Below are 2,099 nucleotides of genomic sequence, written 5' to 3' on the forward strand. Positions count from 1 at the left end.
GGTGAGCAGTTGGAGTTGCCGGCGGATCGGGCGCGGCCGGTGATGGCTTCGCATCGTGGTGCGACGCTGGGTTTCGAGATCGACGCCGGGGTGCATGCGGGGTTGAGCCGGGTCGCGCAGGAACACAATGCGACGTTGTTCATGGTGGTGCATGCGGCGTTGGCGGTGTTGCTGGCGCGGTTGTCCGGTAGCCGGGATATCGCGGTGGGTACGCCGGTGGCCGGGCGTGGTGAGGCGGCGTTGGATGATCTGATCGGGATGTTCGTCAACACGTTGGTGTTGCGTACCGAGATCGACCCCGGTGCGCGGTTCGATGGGCTGCTGAGTGCGGTGCGTTCGGTGGATGTGGAGGCGTTCGGGCATGCCGACGTGCCGTTCGAACGCTTGGTGGAGTTGCTGGATCCGGTGCGGTCGGCGGGGCGGCATCCGCTGTTCCAGGTGATGCTGACCTTCCAGAATCTGGCGGTCTCGGAGTTGGAGTTGCCGGGGTTGTCGGTGTCGGGGGTGGATCTGGCGGTGGGGTTGGCGAAGTTCGATCTGCAGTTGGCGATCGCGGAGAACAGTGATCGTCACGGTGGGGTCGGGGGGTTGTCGGCGGCGTTCACCTACGCCACCGACCTGTTCGACACCGCGACGGTGCAGGACTTCGCCGACCGGTTCACCCGTATTTTGGCCGCGGTGGCCGCGGACGCGTCGGTGATCGTGGGCGATATCGATGTGCTGGCTCCTGGTGAGCGGGAGTTGGTGTTGCACGAGTGGTCCACCCCGGGCACGCTCGTGCCGGAAGTGACGTTGGTGGAGGTCATCGCCACCCAAGCCCGCAGCCGCCCCGACGCGGTCGCGATCCGTTTCGGCGACACCAGCTTGACGTTCGGGCAGTTGCAGCGTCGGGCGAATCAGGTGGCTCGTGCGTTGATCGCTCGGGGTGCGGGACCGGAAACAGTGGTGGCGGTGGCGATGCCGCGTACCGAGGAGTTGCCGGTCGCGTTGTTGGGTGTGTTGACCGCGGGAGCGGCGTATCTGCCGATCGATACCACTTATCCGGTGCAGCGGTTGGAGTTCATGCTCGATGACGCCGCCCCCGTCTGCATCCTGACCACCGCCGCCGAGCGGGAGTCGCTACCCGCGGGCAATATCCCGGTGCTGCTGCTGGAAGACACCACCGGCTACGACGACGCCAGGGTCCGTAACCGCGAACGTGTGGTGCCGCTGCGTCCGGACAACTTGGCGTATGTCATCTACACCTCCGGCTCCACCGGTGTGCCCAAGGGCGTCGGGGTCGCGCACCGCAATGTGGTCGAGTTGTTCGCCAACACCCAGTTGCTGTTCGAGTTCGACGAAACCGACGTGTGGACACTGTTCCACTCCTACGCCTTCGACTTCTCGGTGTGGGAATTGTGGTGCGCGCTGGCCAACGGCGGCACCGTGGTCGTGGTCGACTACCTCACCTCCCGCTCGCCGGAACAGTTCCGCGAACTGTTGATCCGCGAGCAGGTCACCGTCCTCAACCAGACCCCGTCGGCGTTCTATCAGTTGGCCGAGGCCGACCGGGCCACGCACCCGGACGACCAGGGCGAGTTCGCGCTGCGCTACGTCGTGTTCGGTGGTGAGGCACTGGATCTGCGCCAGTTGCAGCGCTGGTACGACCACCACCCGGTGGACGCGCCGTGGCTGGTGAACATGTACGGCATCACCGAGACCACGGTGCACGTGTCCTATCTGTCGCTGGATGAGCAGATGGCCGACAACCCGGCCAGTGTGATCGGCCGGGCCATTCCGGGCCTGGACGCGTACGTGCTCGACGATCGGCTCAACCCCGCGCCGGTCGGTGTCGCCGGAGAGATCTACGTCGCGGGCGCTCAGCTCTCGCGCGGCTACCTCGGCCGTCCCGGCCTGGCCGCTGCCCGGTTCGTCGCCAATCCCTTCGGTACGCCGGGCTCGCGGATGTACCGCTCCGGCGATATCGGCCGGTGGGTGGGTTTGGGTGGTCAGGCCACCCTGGAATACGCCGGGCGTGGGGACCAGCAGGTGCAGTTGCGTGGGTTCCGTATCGAGCTCGGCGAGATCGAAGCGGCGCTGCTGCGCTGCCCGGGGGTCAG

Annotated in this window: 1 protein-coding gene; it reads left to right on the forward strand. The window is 66.5% G+C overall.

Annotated elements, in window-relative coordinates; all coding sequences use genetic code 11:
* Positions 1-2,099, forward strand: a 2,099-nt coding sequence (locus tag ACFU5M_RS34430; RefSeq protein ID WP_379055799.1) for an amino acid adenylation domain-containing protein, incomplete at both ends; no start/stop codon positions are given.

It is taken from the genome of Nocardia sp. NPDC057455 (assembly GCF_042802775.1).
In the GTDB taxonomy this organism is placed as follows: Bacteria; Actinomycetota; Actinomycetes; order Mycobacteriales; family Mycobacteriaceae; genus Nocardia.